Annotated in this window: 22 protein-coding genes; 7 read left to right on the top strand and 15 right to left on the bottom strand. The window is 72.7% G+C overall.

Translation table 11 applies throughout. The features are described from left to right. Positions 1 to 105: 105 nt before the first annotated feature. The 5 genes from atpA to ACIBPC_RS21290 all read left to right on the top strand — a co-directional run bounded on the left by atpA (position 106) and on the right by ACIBPC_RS21290 (position 5,110). Positions 106 to 1,677 (top strand): F0F1 ATP synthase subunit alpha, encoded by a 1,572-nt coding sequence (gene atpA / locus ACIBPC_RS21310; protein WP_362965489.1) that lies wholly within the window; start codon positions 106 to 108, stop codon positions 1,675 to 1,677. Between the two features lie 3 nt (positions 1,678 to 1,680). Next, positions 1,681 to 2,610, top strand: a complete 930-nt coding sequence (locus ACIBPC_RS21305) for a F0F1 ATP synthase subunit gamma (RefSeq protein WP_362965487.1) — start codon at positions 1,681 to 1,683, stop codon at positions 2,608 to 2,610. 2 nt (positions 2,611 to 2,612) lie between these two features. Then, positions 2,613 to 4,067: a F0F1 ATP synthase subunit beta gene (gene atpD / locus ACIBPC_RS21300; RefSeq protein WP_362965485.1), complete on the top strand. Its 1,455-nt coding sequence runs from the start codon at positions 2,613 to 2,615 to the stop codon at positions 4,065 to 4,067. Between the two features lie 141 nt (positions 4,068 to 4,208). Further along, on the top strand, positions 4,209 to 4,592 hold the full coding sequence (locus ACIBPC_RS21295; RefSeq protein WP_362965483.1) for a F0F1 ATP synthase subunit epsilon: 384 nt from the start codon (positions 4,209 to 4,211) through the stop codon (positions 4,590 to 4,592). 71 nt (positions 4,593 to 4,663) lie between these two features. After that, positions 4,664 to 5,110 carry a DUF2550 domain-containing protein gene (locus ACIBPC_RS21290; protein WP_362965481.1) on the top strand — a complete coding sequence of 149 codons (447 nt, stop codon included), beginning with the start codon at positions 4,664 to 4,666 and terminating at the stop codon, positions 5,108 to 5,110. A gap of 76 nt (positions 5,111 to 5,186) precedes the next feature. Here ACIBPC_RS21290 and ACIBPC_RS21285 read toward each other — a convergent pair whose 3' ends face one another. The 12 genes from ACIBPC_RS21285 to ACIBPC_RS21230 form a co-directional block, all read right to left on the bottom strand. Next, positions 5,187 to 5,450 (bottom strand): gas vesicle protein K, encoded by a 264-nt coding sequence (locus ACIBPC_RS21285; protein ID WP_398847148.1) that lies wholly within the window; start codon positions 5,448 to 5,450, stop codon positions 5,187 to 5,189. Positions 5,451 to 5,515: 65 nt separating this feature from the next. Then, the gene (locus ACIBPC_RS21280) at positions 5,516 to 5,791 is read right to left on the bottom strand and encodes a gas vesicle protein (protein ID WP_398846723.1); all 276 of its coding nucleotides are present in this window, start codon (positions 5,789 to 5,791) and stop codon (positions 5,516 to 5,518) included. Further along, a complete protein-coding gene (locus ACIBPC_RS21275) occupies positions 5,772 to 6,614 on the bottom strand; it encodes a GvpL/GvpF family gas vesicle protein (protein ID WP_398846721.1) in 843 nt (280 codons plus the stop codon). The genes ACIBPC_RS21280 and ACIBPC_RS21275 overlap by 20 nt, the downstream gene beginning before the upstream one ends. Continuing rightward, entirely contained in the window at positions 6,611 to 6,970 is a 360-nt protein-coding gene (gene gvpJ, locus ACIBPC_RS21270; protein ID WP_398846719.1) for a gas vesicle protein GvpJ, read from the bottom strand. Before gvpJ (ACIBPC_RS21270) ends, ACIBPC_RS21275 begins: the two co-directional genes overlap by 4 nt. Continuing rightward, on the bottom strand, positions 6,967 to 7,848 hold the full coding sequence (locus tag ACIBPC_RS21265) for an SRPBCC family protein (protein ID WP_398846717.1): 882 nt from the start codon (positions 7,846 to 7,848) through the stop codon (positions 6,967 to 6,969). The genes gvpJ (ACIBPC_RS21270) and ACIBPC_RS21265 overlap by 4 nt, the downstream gene beginning before the upstream one ends. 5 nt (positions 7,849 to 7,853) lie before the next feature. Further along, on the bottom strand, positions 7,854 to 8,489 hold the full coding sequence (locus ACIBPC_RS21260) for a hypothetical protein (protein ID WP_398846715.1): 636 nt from the start codon (positions 8,487 to 8,489) through the stop codon (positions 7,854 to 7,856). Next, complete coding sequence (locus tag ACIBPC_RS21255) at positions 8,489 to 8,797, bottom strand: gas vesicle protein GvpG (protein WP_398846713.1); 309 nt, start codon at positions 8,795 to 8,797, stop codon at positions 8,489 to 8,491. Before ACIBPC_RS21255 ends, ACIBPC_RS21260 begins: the two co-directional genes overlap by 1 nt. 1 nt (position 8,798) lies before the next feature. Further along, the gene (locus ACIBPC_RS21250; RefSeq protein ID WP_398846712.1) at positions 8,799 to 9,557 is read right to left on the bottom strand and encodes a GvpL/GvpF family gas vesicle protein; all 759 of its coding nucleotides are present in this window, start codon (positions 9,555 to 9,557) and stop codon (positions 8,799 to 8,801) included. Continuing rightward, on the bottom strand, positions 9,554 to 9,976 hold the full coding sequence (gene gvpJ / locus ACIBPC_RS21245) for a gas vesicle protein GvpJ (RefSeq protein WP_362965468.1): 423 nt from the start codon (positions 9,974 to 9,976) through the stop codon (positions 9,554 to 9,556). The genes ACIBPC_RS21250 and gvpJ (ACIBPC_RS21245) overlap by 4 nt, the downstream gene beginning before the upstream one ends. Before the next feature lie 33 nt (positions 9,977 to 10,009). Then, positions 10,010 to 10,312: a gas vesicle protein gene (locus ACIBPC_RS21240; RefSeq protein ID WP_362965466.1), complete on the bottom strand. Its 303-nt coding sequence runs from the start codon at positions 10,310 to 10,312 to the stop codon at positions 10,010 to 10,012. A gap of 64 nt (positions 10,313 to 10,376) precedes the next feature. Next, positions 10,377 to 11,036: a response regulator transcription factor gene (locus tag ACIBPC_RS21235; RefSeq protein WP_362965465.1), complete on the bottom strand. Its 660-nt coding sequence runs from the start codon at positions 11,034 to 11,036 to the stop codon at positions 10,377 to 10,379. Continuing rightward, positions 11,033 to 12,250 carry a sensor histidine kinase gene (locus ACIBPC_RS21230; protein WP_398846710.1) on the bottom strand — a complete coding sequence of 406 codons (1,218 nt, stop codon included), beginning with the start codon at positions 12,248 to 12,250 and terminating at the stop codon, positions 11,033 to 11,035. The genes ACIBPC_RS21235 and ACIBPC_RS21230 overlap by 4 nt, the downstream gene beginning before the upstream one ends. Positions 12,251 to 12,401: 151 nt before the next feature. On the opposite strand from ACIBPC_RS21230, the gene ACIBPC_RS21225 reads away from it, so the two are divergent. After that, positions 12,402 to 12,965 (top strand): hypothetical protein, encoded by a 564-nt coding sequence (locus tag ACIBPC_RS21225; RefSeq protein WP_398846708.1) that lies wholly within the window; start codon positions 12,402 to 12,404, stop codon positions 12,963 to 12,965. Here the strand turns inward: ACIBPC_RS21225 and ACIBPC_RS21220 are convergent. From ACIBPC_RS21220 to ACIBPC_RS21210, 3 genes are read right to left on the bottom strand one after another with little or no spacing between them, the layout of a single operon-like run. Further along, positions 12,962 to 13,534 (bottom strand): cob(I)yrinic acid a,c-diamide adenosyltransferase, encoded by a 573-nt coding sequence (locus tag ACIBPC_RS21220; protein WP_398846707.1) that lies wholly within the window; start codon positions 13,532 to 13,534, stop codon positions 12,962 to 12,964. The genes ACIBPC_RS21225 and ACIBPC_RS21220 overlap by 4 nt on opposite strands. Positions 13,535 to 13,567: 33 nt before the next feature. Then, positions 13,568 to 14,323 (bottom strand): ABC transporter permease, encoded by a 756-nt coding sequence (locus tag ACIBPC_RS21215; RefSeq protein ID WP_398846705.1) that lies wholly within the window; start codon positions 14,321 to 14,323, stop codon positions 13,568 to 13,570. A gap of 56 nt (positions 14,324 to 14,379) precedes the next feature. Next, positions 14,380 to 15,165 carry an ABC transporter ATP-binding protein gene (locus ACIBPC_RS21210; protein WP_398846703.1) on the bottom strand — a complete coding sequence of 262 codons (786 nt, stop codon included), beginning with the start codon at positions 15,163 to 15,165 and terminating at the stop codon, positions 14,380 to 14,382. 69 nt (positions 15,166 to 15,234) lie between these two features. Between ACIBPC_RS21210 and ACIBPC_RS21205 the strand changes: the two genes are divergently transcribed. Then, positions 15,235 to 15,885 carry a TetR/AcrR family transcriptional regulator gene (locus ACIBPC_RS21205; RefSeq protein WP_398846701.1) on the top strand — a complete coding sequence of 217 codons (651 nt, stop codon included), beginning with the start codon at positions 15,235 to 15,237 and terminating at the stop codon, positions 15,883 to 15,885. Positions 15,886 to 15,986: the final 101 nt, after the last annotated feature.

Genomic DNA, 15,986 nt, shown 5'->3' with positions numbered 1-15,986 from the left:
TCGCGCGCGGCGCCGACAAGCCAGAACAAGATTGCAGGACCAGCGGCCCGGTTGGGCCGTAGACGGACGAACGTACGGGCCCAACAAGGAGAGCAGGGAACCCAGATGGCGGAGCTCACGATCCGGCCGGATGAGATCCGGGACGCACTGGAGAACTTTGTCCAGTCGTACAAGCCGGACGCGGCCTCGCGGGAAGAGGTCGGGACGGTCAGCGTTGCCGGTGACGGCATCGCGCTGGTCGAGGGGCTGCCCTCGGCCATGGCGAACGAACTGCTGGAGTTCGAGGACGGCACCCTCGGCCTCGCCCTCAACCTTGAGGAGCGCGAGATCGGCACCGTGGTCCTCGGTGAGTTCAGCGGGATCGAGGAGGGCCAGCCGGTGCGCCGCACCGGTGAGGTGCTGTCCGTCGGCGTCGGCGACAAGTACCTCGGCCGTGTCGTCGACCCGCTGGGCAACCCGATCGACGGCCGCGGCGAGATCGAGTCGGAGGGCCGCCGCGCCCTCGAACTCCAGGCCCCCTCGGTCATGCAGCGCAAGTCGGTGCACGAGCCCATGGAGACCGGCTACAAGGCCGTGGACACCATGACCCCGATCGGCCGCGGCCAGCGCCAGCTGATCATCGGCGACCGGCAGACCGGCAAGACCGCCCTCGCGGTGGACACGATCATCAACCAGCGCGACAACTGGCGCTCCGGCGACCCGAACAAGCAGGTCCGCTGCATCTACGTGGCGATCGGCCAGAAGGGCTCCACCATCGCGTCCGTGCGCGGCGCGCTGGAGGAGGCCGGCGCGATGGACTACACCACCATCGTGGCCGCCCCCGCGTCCGACCCGGCCGGCTTCAAGTACATCGCGCCCTACACGGGCTCGGCCATCGGCCAGCACTGGATGTACCAGGGCAAGCACGTCCTGATCGTCTTCGACGACCTGTCGAAGCAGGCCGACGCCTACCGCGCCGTCTCCCTGCTGCTCCGCCGCCCGCCGGGCCGCGAGGCGTACCCGGGCGACGTCTTCTACCTGCACTCCCGCCTCCTGGAGCGCTGCGCCAAGCTCTCCGACGAGATGGGCGGCGGCTCGATGACCGGCCTGCCGATCGTCGAGACGAAGGCGAACGACGTGTCGGCGTTCATCCCGACCAACGTCATCTCCATCACCGACGGCCAGTGCTTCCTGGAGTCCGACCTGTTCAACGCGGGCCAGCGCCCCGCGCTGAACGTCGGCATCTCCGTCTCCCGCGTCGGCGGCTCCGCGCAGCACAAGGCGATCCGGCAGATCACCGGTTCGCTGCGTGTGGACCTCGCCCAGTACCGCGAGCTGGAGGCGTTCGCCGCCTTCGGTTCCGACCTGGACGCCGCGTCCAAGTCCGCGCTGGCGCGCGGTCAGCGCATGGTCGAGCTGCTGAAGCAGGACCAGTACAGCCCGTTCTCGACCGAGAACCAGGTCGTCTCCGTCTGGTCCGGCACCAGCGGCCTGATGGACGACATCCCGGTCGGCGAGATCCGCCGCTTCGAGCGCGAGCTGCTGGACTACCTGGGCCGCGACCACAAGGACCTCATGACCTCCATCCGGGAGGGCGGCAAGATGTCGGACGAGACGCTCGACGCCGTCCGCTCGGCGGTCAACCAGTTCAAGCAGCAGTTCCAGACGGCGGACGGCCGGCTGCTGGGCGAGGACTGACCCATGGGCGCTCAGCTTCGCGTTTACAAGCGGCGGATCAAGTCCGTCACGGCCACCAAGAAGATCACCCGCGCCATGGAGATGATCGCGGCCTCGCGCATCGTCAAGGCGCAGCGCAAGGTGGCCGCGTCGGCTCCGTACGCCGACGAGCTGACCAAGGCCGTCACGGCCGTGGCGAGCGGCGCGGACATCAAGCACCCGCTGACCACCGAGGCCGAGCGGCCCCGGCGGGCGGCGGTGCTGCTGATCACCTCCGACCGCGGCCTGGCCGGCGGCTACTCCGCCAACGCCATCAAGGCGGGCGAGCACCTGACGAGCGAGCTGGTCGCCCAGGGCAAGCAGGTGGACGCGTACGTCGTCGGCCGCAAGGGCGTCTCGTACTACGGCTTCCGCGAGCGGCCGGTCGTCCAGTCGTGGACCGGTTTCACGGACAGCCCGACGTACGCGGACGCCAAGGCCGTGGCGGCGCCGCTCATCGAGGCGGTCCAGCGGGACACCGACGAGGGCGGCGTCGACGAGCTGCACATCGTCTTCACCGAGTTCGTCTCGATGATGACGCAGTCGCCGGTCGAGGCCAGGATGCTGCCGCTGACCCTGAAGTCGACGGCCGAGGAGTCGGCCGAGGTCTTCCAGCGCGGCAACCAGCCGGCGCCGCTCTACGAGTTCGAGCCGTCGGCCGAGCAGGTGCTGGACGCGCTGCTGCCGCGCTACGTCGAGAGCCGGATCTACAACGCCCTGCTCCAGGCGGCCGCCTCCAAGCACGCCGCCACCCGCCGGGCGATGAAGTCCGCGACCGACAACGCCGAGGACCTCATCCGGTCCCTCACCCGGCTTGCGAACGCGGCCCGCCAGGCCGAAATCACCCAGGAAATCACCGAGATCGTCGGTGGCGCGAGCGCCTTGGCCGACGCGACCGCGGGAAGTGAACGCTGATCATGACTACTGCTGCCGAGTCGGCCCCCACGCAGGCCACGGCCACGGGCCGTATCGCGCGGGTCAGGGGGCCCGTGGTGGACGTGGAGTTCCCGGTGGACTCCATGCCCGAGATCTACAACGCGCTGACCGTCGACATCGCCGACCCGGCGCAGGCGGGCGCGAAGAAGACGCTGACCCTTGAGGTCGCGCAGCACCTGGGCGACGGCATGGTCCGCACCATCGCCCTGGAGCCCAACGACGGCCTGGTCCGCCAGGCGCCCGTCACCGACACCGGCAAGGGCATCACGGTGCCGGTCGGCGACGTGACCAAGGGCCGCGTCTTCAACACCCTGGGCCGCATCCTCAACGAGCCCGAGGCCGAGGCGGAGATCACCGACCGGTGGGAGATCCACCGGCAGGCGCCCGCGTTCGACCAGCTCGAGTCGAAGACCGAGATGTTCGAGACCGGCCTGAAGGTCATCGACCTGCTGACCCCGTACGTCAGGGGCGGCAAGATCGGCCTGTTCGGCGGCGCCGGGGTGGGCAAGACCGTGCTCATCCAGGAGATGATCATGCGTGTGGCGAAGCTGCACGAGGGCGTCTCCGTGTTCGCCGGTGTGGGCGAGCGCACCCGTGAGGGCAACGACCTGATCGAGGAGATGGCCGAGTCCGGCGTGCTCCCGCAGACCGCCCTCGTCTTCGGCCAGATGGACGAGCCGCCGGGCACCCGCCTGCGCGTCGCCCTGGCCGGTCTGACCATGGCGGAGTACTTCCGCGATGTGCAGAAGCAGGACGTGCTGTTCTTCATCGACAACATCTTCCGCTTCACGCAGGCCGGCTCCGAGGTCTCCACGCTGCTGGGCCGCATGCCCTCCGCGGTGGGCTACCAGCCGAACCTCGCGGACGAGATGGGTGTCCTCCAGGAGCGCATCACCTCGACGCGCGGCCACTCGATCACCTCGATGCAGGCGATCTACGTGCCCGCCGACGACCTGACGGACCCGGCCCCGGCCACCACGTTCGCCCACCTCGACGCGACGACGGTGCTCTCCCGTCCGATCTCGGAGAAGGGCATCTACCCGGCCGTGGACCCGCTGGACTCCACGTCCCGCATCCTGGACCCGCGCTACGTCTCGCAGGACCACTACGACTGCGCCTCGCGCGTCAAGAACATCCTGCAGAAGTACAAGGACCTCCAGGACATCATCGCCATCCTCGGCATGGACGAGCTGGGCGAGGAGGACAAGCTCACCGTCAGCCGCGCCCGCCGTATCGAGCGCTTCCTGTCGCAGAACACCCACGCGGCGAAGCAGTTCACCGGCCTGGACGGCTCGGACGTGCCGCTGGACGAGTCCATCGCCGCGTTCAACGCCATCGCGGACGGGGAGTACGACCACTTCCCCGAGCAGGCGTTCTTCATGTGCGGTGGCCTGGACGACCTGAAGGCCAAGGCGAAGGCGCTCGGCGTCTCCTGACGCCGGCGGCCCGCCTGCCCGGACCCCGGGGCGGGGGTTCACCCCCAGGGGTGCCCCCGCCCCGCGGATGTCCGCGAGCCCCATCTATTCTTCGACTAGCCGGCGATATCCAGGCGGATATCCGGAAGTGAGGGAGCCATCGTGGCTGAGCTGCACGTCGAGTTGGTCGCCGCCGACCGCCGGGTCTGGTCCGGTGAGGCGAGCCTGGTCGTCGCGCGGACCACCGCGGGCGACATCGGCATCATGCCGGGGCATCAGCCGGTGCTCGCCGTCCTGAAGTCGGGCCCCGTGACGATCCGCACGGCCGGTGAGAGCGGCGCGGGCACGGTCACCGCGGCCGTCCACGGCGGTTTCCTGTCGTACACGGACGGTAAGCTGTCGCTGCTCGCCGAGATCGCCGAGCTGTCCGACGAGATCGACGTCGAGCGTGCCCAGCGTGCCCTGGAGCAGGCGAGGTCGGAGGAGGACGCCGAGGCCGAGCGGCGTGCCGACGTCCGCCTGCGTGCCGTGTCGGCGGACCGCTGACGCATCACCAGGCACACCCAGGGGTATCCGGCGCGAGACACGGCGGCACGAGGCGAGGAGGTCGTTGACCCATGGTTGTCGTCCTGCTCGTGTCCGTCGGCGCGGTGCTGGTCCTCGCGGTTCTCGGGCTCTTCGGCTTCGGACTGCGGCGGCGGCTGATCCAGCGGTCCGGCGGCACGTTCGACTGCAGTGCGCGGTTCGCCGCGCCCGCCGAGCTGCCCGCGGGCAAGGGCTGGCGCTACGGCGTCGCCCGCTACAACGGGGACCACGTCGAGTGGTTCCGCGTGTTCTCCTACGCGCCGCGCCCGCGCCGGACGCTGGAGCGCGACCGCATCCAGGTACGCGAGCGGCGGCGGCCCGAGGGCGAGGAGGAGCTGGCGCTGCTGCCCGGGGCGGTGGTGCTCAGCTGTCGCCATGACGACTGGGACATCGAGCTGGCGATGAGCGAGGACGCGCTCACCGGCTTCCTGGCCTGGCTGGAGGCGGCGCCACCCGGACAACGGGTGAACGTCGCCTGAGCCGGGCCTTTCGCGTTCCTAGGGGCGCGTGCGTTCCCGCGGGCACGTTGCCAGGGGCGCGTGCGTTCCCGGGGGCTCAGTCGCGGGGCAGCAGGGAGCCGAGGGGCCCGAGGTCGAGGTTGAGGTCCTCCGGTCTCAGGCCGAACTGGTCGCGCAGCTCGCCCATCCGCTGGTCGAGCAGCATCAGGGTGGTCCCGACGCGTTCGACCTGCTCGTCCGTCAGCTCGCCGGAGTCGGCGCGGCGGACCGCCTGCCGTTCCATGAGCTGCCGCAGCAGCTCCACGACGGTCAGCACGAGCGCCGCCAGGTCGCGGCCGACGCTCTCGCCGTCGATGTCCACCCGGGCGGGCGCGCCGGGCGCCGCCGCGAGGGACGTGCCGTCCGGCAGGCCGGCGCGCAGGCCGCTCACAGCGGCCCGCTGTCGGCCCAGGGCGACGGGACCCGTTCGGACACCGAGGCCAGCAGCGCGTGCAGGGACAGCCGGACGAGGGGGACCTCGGCGATGGCGATCACCAGGTCCCCGCTGATGACGACGCCGCAGCCGAGCACCCGGTCGAGCAGGTCCACGAGCGGGACGCCGATCGGGCCGTAGGGCCCGTCGGGGCCGACCCAGGGTGCCGGTTCCGGCGGGGTGGGCACGCCGGAGGTGGGCGCGGTGGCGTCAGCCAGGGTTCTCGTCATGGTCCTCACCGGTGAAGGAGTAGGGGGCCCAGGGGCCGGTCAGCTCGACGCGCACCCGTCCGGCGGTCTCCGGCGCGGAGCGGAGGGCGGCGACGGCGGCGGCGAACGCGCCGGCCCGGGAGCGGTCCACGAGGTACGCGGTGTTCGCCACCTGCGGGTGCGTGCCCGTGTCCTGGAGCCGCAGGTCGCGTGACGCGGCGGCGAGGGGGCGCAGGCGCTCGCGTACGTGCCGGGCGGCGTCGTACGCGGCCTGGCGCCGGTCGTCGCGGGCGTGCTGGCGGCCGCGCAGGCGGTCGAGGTACGCGCGGCCGGTCGCCGCCTGGGCCGCCGGGGCGGGCTCCGGCGGCGGTGTGGCGGCGGGGGCGGTGAGTGTGAGTTTGACGCCCCACTCGTCGCGGCCGGTGACGCGGTCGAGGACGGTCAGGAAGCGCTGCGCGTCGGCGGTGAGCGCGTCGCGGGCGCGCGCGTCCTCCAGGTAGAGCGTGGCGAGGGGGAGGGGGATGGCCGGGGCGGTCGCCGCCGTGGCGGCGACGACCTCGTCGTGCGCCCGCGCGTACCGTTCGAGGGCGTCGCGGTCGGCGAGGCGTTCGCGCAGGGCCTCGGGGGTGAAGGCCTCGGCGGGCACGTCCTGCACAACTGCGGTGAGCGGTCCCGCGGCGAGGGCGCGGACCGGTCCTGAGGCCGTCACGTGCCCGGACACGGAGGCCAGGGCGTCGGCCAGGGCGTCCGCCGAGGCGCGGGGGCAGACGGCGAAGACGCAGGTGGCGGAGCCGCGCCGGGGGGCGGTGGTGTGGGGTGCGGGGGAGGTGGGGGAGGTCGTCATGCGCGGTCCAGGGTGTCCCGTTCGTGCTCGGCGATGCGGTCCCGTTCGAGGTCGGCGATGCGTTCGCGCAGCAGGCGGTTCTCGTCGACGAGGGCGTCGCGGTTGGCCGTGGTGGACAGCGAGGGCTCGGTCTCCCACCAGTTGATGCCGGCCTTGCGCGCGGTGTCCACGGAGGAGATGAACAGGCGCAGCCGGATCGTCAGCAGCTCGATGTCGAGCAGGTCGATCTTGACGTCACCGGCGATGACGATGCCCTTGTCGAGGATGCGCTCCAGGATGTCGGCGAGGTTGGACGGTCCTGAGGGGCGGTGGGTGAACGTCTCGCAGGTGTCCACGGGCTCCACGGGCAGGGTCACCGCTCGTCACCTTCCTCTTCTTCCTCTTCTTCCTCGTCGTCCTCGTCCTCGGCGTCCTCGTCCTCCGGCTCGTGGTCCTGGACGACCTCGCCCTCCCGGATCTCGCCGAGCCAGCCCTCGGGCACCTCGTCGGCCTCCAGCGTCACGTGGCGCTGGAAGTTCTTGAGGTCGAGGCGCAGGCGGCGCCCGGCGGCGCGCCAGAGGTTGGCCGTCTTCTCGAAGAACCCGGCCGGGTAGTACTGGACGACGACCACGATGCGCGTCAGCTTGGGCGCCAGCTCGTGGAACGTGACGACGCCGCGGGTGCTGCCCTGCGCGCCCTCGGAGGTCCACTCGATCTTCTCGTAGGGGACCTGTTCCTGGACGGTGGCCTTCCAGCCGCGGTTCGACGGGCCGACCTTGAACTTCCAGTCGCTCGTCGTCTCGTCGGGCCGCTCGACGCTCTGGACGCCCTTCATGAAGTCGCTGAAGTCCTCGTACGAGGTCCAGTGGCGGTAGGCCTCGTTCAGCGGGACGCCGATGTCGGCGGTCTCGATGATGCTGGTGAACTTGCCGCCCGCCTTGCCGCCCTGCTTCTTGCCGCCGTCGCCTCCGCCGTCACCGTCGCCGTCTCCGCCGCCCATGCCGGGGACGGCCTTCTTGACGGAGCCGACGGCCGAATCCTTGGCCTTGCCGCCGAGGAGCTTCGCGCCGGTCTTCGGCAGGTTCTTCGGGTCAAGCGCGTCCCCGCCGACCTGGCCGGCCACGTCGCCCAGCTTGGCCTGGGCGGCGTCCGCGAGCCGGTGGATCCGGGCCGTGAGGAAGCCGGTGAGCTCGTTGCCGAGCCGCTCCAGGCTCTGGGCGAGCGCGTCCTGCCCGGCCGTGTCTCTCTTCGCCATGTCCGTCACCTCTCGCGCTGGGACCGGGACGTGGAGCGTGCGGCGCGCTTGCTGGCACCGGCCGCCTTCTTCGTGTGGGCCGCCTTGGCCGCGGCGGCCTTCTTCCGCTGCTTGCGCTGCGGCGGCTCCTCGCGGTCCTCGGGGGCCTCCTCCTCGTCCTCGTCCTCTTCGGCGTTCTCCGCGTCGTCCTCGTCGTCCTCGTCGTCCTCGTCGTCCGCCTGGGCGCGCCTGCGGTGGGAGCGGTCGCGGTGCCGGTGGCTGTCGTGCCGCTCCGGCTCGCCGCCCTGCTCCTCCTCGCGGTCCTCGTCGTCCTCGTCGTCTGCGCCGTCGCCGCTGCCGAGTGGGCCGCCGAGCGCCTCGGTCTTCTCGCGGAGGGTGTCGGTGAGCGCGCTGATGCGCTCCTGGGCCGCCGTACGGCCGGCGTCGAGCACCTGGCCGCGCAGCCGCTCCGTGGCCTCCGCGAACTGCGGGTTGTCCTGGATCTTGCGCAGCCCCGCGGCGGCCAGCCCCGTGGGGCTGAGGCGGAAGCGGCGTCCGGCGACATAGGTGGCGACGACCAGGGCGAGCTTCGCCTTGTGGCGGCGGCCCAGCAGATAGCCGCCCGCGATGCCCGCCGCGACGGCCGCCTTGTGGGAGTCCATCAGTCGGGGACCTTCCTGCTCGGTGGGTGGGTGGGAGGCAGGTGGGGACGTGGTGGTCGGGCGGCGGGGGGCATGGCGGCCTCGCGGCGGCGGCGCAGCTCGATCAGCAGGGCCTCCTCCTCGTGCTCGAACTCCTCCTCGCTGAGGACGCCCTCGTCGAGCGCCCGGTGCAGCGCGGTGAGCCGGGCCAGGACGGGCGCCGGGTCGGTGGTCTCCTTGTCCGCCGCCTCGGCGATCCGCTCGGCCACCCACGCCGTGCCGCGCACGGGGGCCAGCGGCAGCAGGATCAGTCCGGAGAGCAGTCCCATGTCAGGCCTGCCCCATGGCCGCCGCCGCGGGGACGGCGGGTGCCGCGCCGGGGGTGACGAAGCTGAAGCAGGGCAGCGGGCCGGTGACGCGCAGTTCGGCCCGGTCCGCGAGCGCCGCCGTGTGGCGGGCCGCCTCGGTCCTGAAGTCGGCGACGGCGGCGCGCGGCACGAGGAACGACGTGTTCCCGACGCAGCCGGGCACCTCGGGTCCCGGCGCGACGGCCTCCGCGTACGCGGCGAGGGCCCGTACCGCACCGGCGGCGGCCGTGGTGGCGTGGCGCCGCAGCGCGTCGGTGGCGGCCTCGCCGAGGCGGACGCTGGTCTCGTACCCCGGGCGTCGGCGCGCCTGGTCGCGGAGCGCGCGCAGCGTGGCGTCGGCGCGCAGGAGGCCCGCGAGTGCGGCCTCGACGGGGAAGACCTTGCAGTTCATCTCCAGCCGCCCGTCGAGCCGTCCGAGCGTCCTGAGGTGGGTCTCGGGGGACTCCGCGAGCCGTTCCCGGAGCGTGGCGCGATCGGGCGCGACCACGCCGAAGCGCATCGGCAGGACGGGGCCGTCCGCCGCGAGGGCGAGCAGGACCTCCCGGTGCGCGGCGAGGTCGCGGCGGCGTGCCAGCAGGTCCGGCGGTGCCTTGCTGACAGCGGCGGCGAGCGTGCCGTCACCGACGACACGCACGCGGGCCGGAGGGTCGCCGACGCCCTGTGTCAGGGCGGGGACGGGGTGCCCCGGGCGGACGAAGCCGTACACGTACAGCGGGCTCATTTCTCACCGTCGTCCTCGTGGTGGTGGTGCCGGTGCGGCCGGTGGTGGCTGGGCTTGAGGGCCTCCTTGGCCTTCTTCGCCTTCTTCTTCAGGCTCTTGGCCGCCTGCTGGCGAGCTGTCGGCGGGTGGGGGGCCTTCGCGCCGCCCCTTATGTTGGGCAGGGACTGCGCGCGGTCGTCCGACTCCAGGTCGATGCGGTTGCAGACCTCGGCGAAGTACAGGTAGGTGTCCACGCTGGCTATGACGACGCGGACGTCCACGCGCAGGATCTCGATGCCGACGAGTGAGACGCGGACGAAGACGTCGATGACCATGCCCCGGTCGAGGATGATGTCGATGACGTCGTACAGCGTCCCCGAGCGGGGCGAGCAGGCGACGCCGTCGGGGTAGGCGGCGGGGTAGGCGGTGGTGACGGTCATGCGGGTGCTCCTTCGCGGGGGGCGGGGGGTGCGTCAGTCGTCGGACGCGGCGCGCCGGTAGCGGCGCACCCTGCGGAAGCGCAGGAGTTTCCCGTGCCGGTCGAGGTCCACCTCGTAGGTGGCCATCAGGCTGGTGGTGTCCGGGATGCGGGGGACTTCGAGGACGTCGAGTGCCACGCGCCAGCCGTGCTCCTCGGCGGAGACGCCGGAGACGCCGTCGACGGGGTGGCCGGTGAGGCGTTCGAGGCGGCGGCTGGCACGGCGTGCGGCGCCTTCTGGGCCGCGTACGCGCTCGGCCGTGCCGGACGGGCCGTGCCGTTTCGAGTGTTCTGCCATGGCCTCAGTCTGGGGACGCCGGGGCCGCTCGGCGCGTGGTGCTGGGCCGTCCGGGGACGGTGCGTCAGAAGGTGTCCGGGGTGATGCCCGACTCCTGTGCCAGCACGGCCGCCTGGACGCGGCTGCGCAGGTCGAGCTTGGCCAGCAGGCGGCTGACATGGGTCTTCACGGTGGCCTCGGCGGCGCCGATGCGGCGGGCGATCTGCCCGTTGGACAGGCCCGCGCCGATGTGGGCGAGCACCTCGCGTTCCCGCGGGGTCAGCGCGGACAGCCGCGCGGCGGCGGGGGAGGGCGTACGGGGGGCGGTGCGGGCGAACTCGGCGATCAGCCGCCGGGTGACGGCGGGCGCGATCGTGCCCTCGCCCGCCGCGACGGTGCGGACGGCGGCGACGAGGGTGTCCGCGTCGCTGTCCTTCAGCAGGAAGCCCCCGGCGCCCGCGCGCAGGGCGCCGAAGACGTACGCGTCGAAGTCGAAGGTCGTCAGCACCAGGACCTCGGCCAGTTGCTCGCGGGTGACGGCGGCGGTCGCGGAGACGCCGTCGAGGCGTGGCATCCGGACGTCCATGAGGACCAGGTCGGGGCGCAGGGCGCGGGCGAGGCGCACGGCTTCCTCGCCGTCGGCCGCCTCGCCGACGACCTCGATGCCGGGGGCGGAGCCCAGGATGAGGACGATGCCCTGGCGTACGGCGGCCTGGTCGTCGGCGACGAGCACGCGGAGGGTCATGGGCGGGCGGTCCTCTCCGGCTGGTGCTGGTGCTGGTACTGGGACGGGAGGGGAGGTTCGAGGGGCAGCGCGGCGCGTACGTGCCACACGCCGCCGTCGGGTCCTGCCGTCAGGTCGCCGCCGAGGAGCGCGGCCCGTTCCCGCATCCCGGTGAGGCCGCTGCCGGTGCCGGGGGCGGCGGGGGTGGGCCGTTCGCTGTGCGGGCTGGTGACGTCGATGTGCAGCGTGTCGTCGCGCAGGTCGAGGAGGACGGCGGCGTGGCCGGGGGCGCCGTGCTTCACGGCGTTGGCGAGGGACTCCTGCACGATGCGGTACGCGGCCAGCTCGACCGGGGCGGGCAGTGGGGTGCCGGTGCGGCGGTCGTCGGCGGTGAAGCGCAGGCCGCGCGCGGCGCCCGCCTCGCCCGCCTGGGTGACGAGGGCGCCGAGGCCGTCGAGGCTGGGCGTGGGCGCCGGGGTCTCCGGGCTGCCGTCGCGCAGGAGGCCGATGAGGCGGCGCATCTCGGTGAGGCCCTGCGTGGAGTTCTCGCGGATGACGCGCAGGGCGCGCTGGGTGGTCTCGGGTTCGCGCAGGGAGAGCGCGGCCGTGGAGTGCAGGGCGATGGCGGAGAGGTGGTTGGCGACGACGTCGTGCAGTTCGCGTGCCACGCGGGAGCGTTCGGCGGTGACGGCCTGGGTGCGGTCGATCTCGGCGAGGAGCCGCGTCTGCTCGGCGCGGAGCCGTTCGGCCGCAGCGGCGTCGCGGTGGGCGCGGGTGATGAGGCCCGTGAACGCGGAGCCGACCGTGAGCAGGCCCATCATCGCGCCGAGCAGGAGCGCCTGGGCGTCGCGCAGCAGGGCGAGGAGCAGTGCGGTGCTGGCGATGCTGACGGCGATGAACGCCGGGGGGACGACACGGGCGACGCGTGGCGGCCCGTACATCACCGCCGCGTAGCAGAGGTCGGTGAACATGGCGACGGTCACCAGCAGGGAGCCGGTCGCCTGGTCGGCGGCGAACGCGGCGCAGGCCAGCAGCAGGGCGCCGGGCTGCCAGACGCGGCGCAGGAGTTCGGCGGTGCACATGGCGGCGAGGGGGAGGAGCGCCCAGTCGCCGCGGTCCTGTGCGAGGGAGGGGCTGGAGTAGAGGTCGAGGGACCACATGACGAGACCGGCGGCCATGCCGGTGGCGGCTATGAGCGCGTCGGTGCGGTGGGGGCGGTGCGGTGGTCCCGGCATGGTGTTCATCTCAGCATGGCGTGGCGGGCGTGCGGCCGGGAGTACATCGAAAGGTGTAGTGGGAATCGTCACGGGCGACGAGGGGCGCGGGTGGCGTGGCGGGGAGGGTGGACGGGACAGGGGAGTCCCGGGTGTGGAAGGGCGGTGGCCGATGGGGTTCGGGCTGATCGTGGCGGCGGAGGTCGCGTTCTGGGTTGTGCTCGGCGGCGGCCTGGTGGCGCGGTACGTGCTGCGTATGCGGCGGCTGGGCAAGGTGCTGCTGCTGTGCGTGCCGCTGGTGGACGTGGCGCTGCTTGCGGTGACGGTCGTCGATCTGCGGTCGGGCGGCGAGGCGTCGTGGGCGCACGGCCTGGCCGCGCTGTACCTGGGCTTCACCGTGGCGTACGGGCACTACGTGATCCGCTGGGCGGACGGGCACGCCGCGCACCGCCTCGGGGGCGGCCCGCGCCCGCCGAAGCCGCCGAGGTACGGGGCGGGGCGGGCGCGGCACGAGTGGCGCATCTGGGCGATGACCCTGGTGGGCGGGCTGCTCGCGGCGGGCGTGCTCCAGCTGATGCTGTGGCTGGTCGGGGACGTGGACGGGCGGGAGCGTCTGGAGGCGTCCCAGGTGACCGCGCTGCGGGTGGTGGTGATCCACGGGATCGTGGCGGCCACGTACTCGGTCTGGCCCAAGCGCGAGCCGAAGCGCGCGGCCGGTGACCGGGAGCCCGCCTAGCGGTTCTCGCCGGGGACCCACAGGATGTCGCCGGTCTCCTTGTTGGCGACGCGGGCGAGGATGAACAGCAGGTCGGAGAGCCGGTTGAGGTAGGTGGCGGTGAGGGGGTTCATCGTCTCGCCGTGCTCGCCGAGCGCGGCCCAGGTGGAGCGTTCGGCGCGGCGGACGACCGTGCAGGCCTGGTGCAGGAGCGCGGCGGCGGGGGTGCCGCCGGGGAGGATGAAGCTGCGGAGCGGTTCGAGTTCCGACAGGAACCGGTCGCAGTCGGCTTCGAGGCGGTCGATGTACGTCTGGGTGACGCGCAGCGGCGGCGTGGCCGGGTCCTCGGTGACGGGGGTGGAGAGGTCGGCGCCCACGTCGAAGAGGTCGTTCTGCACCCGGACGAGGACGGTGCGGACGTCCTCGGACGGGTCGCCGAGGGCGAGCGCCGTGCCGATGGCGGCGTTCGCCTCGTTCGCGTCGGCGTAGGCGGCGATGCGGGTGTCGGTCTTGGCGGTGCGGCTGAAGTCGCCGAGGGCCGTGGTGCCGGTGTCTCCGGTGCGGGTGTAGATCCGCGTCAGGTTGACCATGGTCCGAGGGTAGAGCGCCCGGGGGCGCGGCGGTCAGGCGTCGGCCTTGCCGAACAGGCGCAGACCGGCCGTGATGCAGACGGCGGCGAGCGCGGCGGCGGCCAGCGTGCCCTGGAGGAGCGCGGTGTCGCCGTAGTGCCCGACGAACGCCGCGCGGATGGCCTCGACCACATAGCGGAACGGCACGAAGTGGGAGATGGCGTCGAGCCAGCCGGGCGCGAGGGACATCGGCAGCAGGATGCCGGACAGCAGCATCGCGGGCATGTTGAGGGAGTTGACGACCGGGGCGAACTCCTGCGCGGTGCGGACGCGCATGGCGAAGGCGTACGACAGCGAGGCCAGGGAGGCGCCCAGCAGGGCGACGAAGGCGAACGCGACCAGCACGCCCGCGACGGGCGCGCGCAGCCCGAAGGCGGTCCCGAGGAGGACGATCAGCAGCGACTGGACCAGGAGCTGCACGACGTCCCGCAGCACGCGCCCGAACAGCAGCGCCGACCTGCGGACGGGCGTCACCCGCATCCGTTCGATGACGCCGAGCTGCTTCTCGATGATGACGCCGATGCCCGCGAACGCGGCGCTGAACAGGCCGAGCTGCACGAGCAGCCCCGGGACGAGGGTCTGCCAGGAGTCCCCGGCGCCGCCGAGGGGGACGTCGCGCAGCAGGGGGCCGAAGAAGACGAGGAAGAGCAGCGGCTGGACGACGCCGAAGATCACGCTGATGCGGGAGCGCAGCGTCTGGCGGAGGTAGCGTCCGAAGACGATGCCGATCTCGGTGAACGGGCTGGGCACGGGGGCACGTCCTTCTGCGGGGGCGGTCGGGGCTGGCACGGCGGTCGGGGCGGGGCTCACAGCGCGAGGGGCGCGGCGTCGGGCGTGCGGGGGCCGCGTCCCGTGATGGCGAGGAACGTGTCCTGCAGGCTCGCCCCGGCGGAGCCGCCGTAGCGCGTCTTGAGGCCGGCGGGCGTCCCCTCGGCGACGACCAGGCCGCCGTCCACGACGACCAGCCGGTCCGACAGGGCGTCGGCCTCGTCCAGGTAGTGCGTGGTGAGGAAGACGGTGGTGTCCTGCTCGTCGCGCACGCGGCGGATGAGGTCCCACAGGCTGGCGCGGCTGCCGGGGTCGAGGCCGGTCGTCGGCTCGTCGAGGAACAGGACGGCGGGCCGGTGCGTCAGGGCGAGCGCGATGTCCAGGCGGCGCCGCTGGCCGCCCGACAGTTCGGAGCCCTTGCGGTCGAGCAGGTCGGACAGGTCGAGTTCGCCGGCCAGTGTCTCGGCGCGCCGGGCGGCCTCCGCCTTGCCGAGCCCGTACATGCGCCCCTGGAAGACGAGTTCGGCGACGACGGTCTCGTCGGGCGCGACGCCGCTCTGCTGCGCGACGTACCCGATGCGCCGCCGGACGGCGACGGGCTCGCGCGCCAGGTCGTGCCCGGCGATGGAGGCGGTGCCGCGGGTGGGCGGCAGCAGGGTGGTGAGCATCCGCAGGGTCGTGCTCTTGCCCGCGCCGTTGGGGCCGAGGAAGCCGAGGATCTCGCCGCGCTCCACGGTCATGTCGATGCCGCGCACCGCCTCGACCGTGCCGCGTCTGGTGGTGAAGGTCCGGGCGAGTCCGTGGGTGCTGAGGATCGTCTCCATGGCCCAGAGAAAAGCAGAGTCACTTAAATTTTGCAACGCCTCTATTTTTCCGGCCCCGGGACGGGTAGAATGGCCACCGTGGCCGGGCTGAGGGAGCGGAAGAAGGAGCAGACGCGGCGGCACCTGTCGGATGTCGCCACCGGACTGTTCCTGGAGCGGGGTTTCGACGTCGTCACGGTCGCGGAGATCGCCGAGGCGGCCGAGGTCTCCGTCAACACCGTCTACAACTACTTCCCCGCCAAGGAGAACCTCTTCCTCGACCGCGAGGACGAGCAGGTCGAACGCCCCTCCCGCCGCGTCCGGGAGCGCGCCCCCGGCGAGTCGGCCGCCGAGGCGGTCCTGCGCGCCGTGCGCCGCGACGTCGAGGAGCGCCGCCCCTGGGTCGGCCTGACCGAGGGCTACGAGCGCTTCATGCGCGTCCTGTTCGGCTCGCCCACCCTGATGGCCTTCCTCCAGCGCATGCAGTACCGCACGTGCGACCGGCTCGCCGAGACGCTGCGCGAGGAGACGGGCGCCGCCCCCGGCGACCCGATGCCCGACCTGGTCGCCGGGCTCATGCTGTGGCTGACGAACAGCGTCTACCGCATCGCGGGCGCCGACGCGCTCGCCGGCGTCCCGGTGGACGAGACCGCCGCCCGCATGCTGGCCATGCTCGACGACGCCGAGAGCCTCCTCGGCGCGCCCGCGTGGGACTACGCCCGCAGGCCCGCCGCGTCCTGATCACTGCGCCTCCCACGCCAACATCTCGTGTGATAACCACAGTTGACGGTGTTTCTGGAGGGACGACCCACGGGTGACGCGTGTCTCTTTCGTCCCCCGCG

The sequence above is a fragment of the Streptomyces sp. NPDC049879 genome, assembly GCF_044461265.1.
Taxonomy (GTDB): Bacteria; Actinomycetota; Actinomycetes; order Streptomycetales; family Streptomycetaceae; genus Streptomyces.
This window is presented reverse-complemented; position numbering and strand designations above follow the sequence as displayed.